The following is a 2,731-nucleotide window of genomic DNA, read 5'->3' as shown; positions in this document are numbered from 1 at the left end:
AAGTGATGACAACCGATTTAGGGTGGTTATTGCAGCGGGGCTCACCTCTTCCCATTTCGAACAGAGAAGTTAAGCCCGCTTGCGCAGATGGTACTGCTAACCAGTGGGAGAGTATGACACCGCCCTTTTTTTAAGAATCCTCAACAGAAATGTTGGGGATTTTTTTTTGGCTATATATTACCATAACGACAAGGATTAATAAAAACGTACAGATTCTTGTTTTTTTTAACTTTTTTGAATATGAAGTGGTGAAATTTATGCTTTATTAAGAATATTTTTTTTGGAATATATAAAAGTATAATGTAATTAAAAGTGTTTTTTATGTAGGTATGTTTGTATATAGGTAATTTTATTGTGAAAAATTCAATTTTATAAGGCTTAAAGCTTGGGATTTATTAGATGCTATTAAATTTTATATACTATAGTTTTATAAGTATATTTGCGATAGGGGAAAAGTATAAGGAGACTTATGTAAAGTAAATATTTATTGACTATGAAAAAAGCTTTAAAAGAGCAATTAAAGCGCGATACTCCAAGGGGTATTGTCTTGTTTATTGACCTGCTTATTGTTGTGTTTACCTATGTAATTTCAAATTTGTTTTTGACAAATTTCTTTGGAAATTATTCCGTAGACTTAATGTTAAGCAAGGTTCTAGTGGTACTTGTTTGTTACCTTATATCCTTTTATATTTTTAAACCCTATCGTGGTATTATCAGACAAACCAGTATTAGGGATATTGAGACTATTTTCTTTACCTGTTTGTTTGCAAGTGTTCTACTTACCATATGTTCTACTTTGCAGAGAAATGGTGTGTTGGGTAGTAGTTTTGAAGGTTTCTTTCGCTATTCTTATTCTTTTATTTTCCTTCAATTATTCTTTACTTCTGTAATGCTGAGTTTAGCTCGTTTGTTTTACAGTCAATTTTACCATACTTATATTTTAGAAGTTCGTAATCAACGACGTGTTTTGATATATGGTGCGGGTGATTCTGGGATTATAACCGTAAAAGCACTTCAAGCAGATACTAAAGTACGTACTGAGATTATTGGTTTTGTAGACGATAATCAATATAAGGTGGGTAAACGCATAGCTGGTTATAAGGTTTATTCTCCAGCTTGTATTACCGAGTCTTATCTTAAAAAAAATAGGATAGATGATATAGTAATTTCTATTCAAAATATTTCTAGAGAGCGTTTAAACGAAATTTCCGCTTGGTTGGAATTACTTCCAGTGAAAATCAAGATTATTCCTGGAGCAAGTGATTGGCTAAATGGTAAAATTACCAATAAGCAAATTAAAGAGTTGAAGATTGACGATCTTTTAGGACGCAAAAGTATAGAGTTAGATAATCCAATTATAGGTAATGAAATTCAAGCAAAGGTAGTTCTTATTACTGGAGCTGCTGGATCTATCGGTAGTGAGATCGCCAGACAAGTTGCCCGTTTTGATTTTAAGGAATTAATCTTAGTAGATCACGCGGAGTCTGCATTGTATGACGTACAGCAAACCATGGTTAGTATAAAGGGTGATTCTATTCGATATGTCGTTGGAAACATTCGTGACCAAAAAACCATGGAGAGGTTATTTAGTAAATATAAGCCTAACATTGTTTATCATGCTGCAGCTTATAAGCATGTACCATTAATGGAGAATTATCCTTATGAGGCTATTCATACAAATATTAAAGGTACAAAGGTAATTGCCGATTTATCGGTGGATTATCAGGTCAGTAAGTTTGTTATGGTTTCAACCGATAAGGCGGTAAATCCGACCAATGTAATGGGTGCGACAAAACGTGCCGCTGAGTTGTATGTATCTTGCTTAAAAGATAAAGGAAAGACAAATTTTATTGTGACGCGTTTTGGAAATGTACTAGGATCTAACGGGTCGGTTATTCCACTCTTTAAACGACAAATCGAGGCTGGTGGTCCTTTAACGGTTACTCATCCAGAGATAACCAGGTACTTTATGACTATCCCTGAGGCTTGCCAATTGGTTTTGGAGGCATCGGTTATGGGACATGGTGGAGAGATTTTTGTTTTTGACATGGGACAAAGTATGAAAATTGTGGAATTGGCAAAGCGTATGATTCGCTTAAGTGGATATGAATACCCAGGTGATATAGATATTAAAATTACTGGATTGCGTCCAGGGGAGAAAATATTTGAAGAATTATTGGCAAATGATGAAAATACAATCAAGACTCATCATGAAAAAATTATGATAGCTCAGGTTCGTGATCAGGATCTAGTTGTTATAAAACAGGCCATAGAACAACTTTGTTTGTATGTAACTAAAGAAGGGGCATTATGTGATACTACTGGTTTGGTTAAACAATTAAAAGTGATTGTACCAGAGTTTAAAAGTCAAAATTCACAATATGAAGCAATAGACAAAGAGTTGTGCTCTGCGGTGTAAGTCAAGAAATAGATTTGCCTAGGACAATTTGTGTAAACACCAAAAAAAATATAGTTTAATAAAAAGAGCTTGGTTGATAACCAAGCTCTTTTTTTGTGGAGTTTGTCACGTCCTGAAATAACGATACACAAAAAACAATCGTTATGACAAATCCTTATGTAAAGCGTACTCAGAAAGATTATACCTTAAGTTTCAAGCTCCAGGTTGTTCAAGAAATAGAACAAGGGCAGTTAAGTTTAGCTCAAGCTAAAACTAAATATGGTATTCAAGGCGACCAAACAGTTAAAAATTGGTTGAAAAAATTTGGTAACT

Annotated in this window: 2 protein-coding genes and 1 rRNA gene; all 3 read left to right on the top strand. The window is 33.9% G+C overall.

What is annotated here, in order from left to right; genetic code table 11:
* Positions 1 to 18 precede the first annotated feature (18 nt).
* Positions 19 to 128 (top strand): 5S ribosomal RNA (rrf, locus tag ACYSNV_RS12375).
* Between the two features lie 365 nt (positions 129 to 493).
* Entirely contained in the window at positions 494 to 2,419 is a 1,926-nt protein-coding gene (locus ACYSNV_RS12370) for a polysaccharide biosynthesis protein (protein ID WP_461762844.1), read from the top strand.
* 143 nt (positions 2,420 to 2,562) lie between these two features.
* The coding region (locus ACYSNV_RS12365; protein WP_461761064.1) for a transposase at positions 2,563 to 2,731 on the top strand (169 nt) is incomplete at its 3' end.

Source organism: Myroides sp. LJL119 (assembly GCF_054871605.1).
Note: the sequence above shows the minus strand (reverse complement) of the source record. Positions and strands in the feature narration are given on the sequence as shown.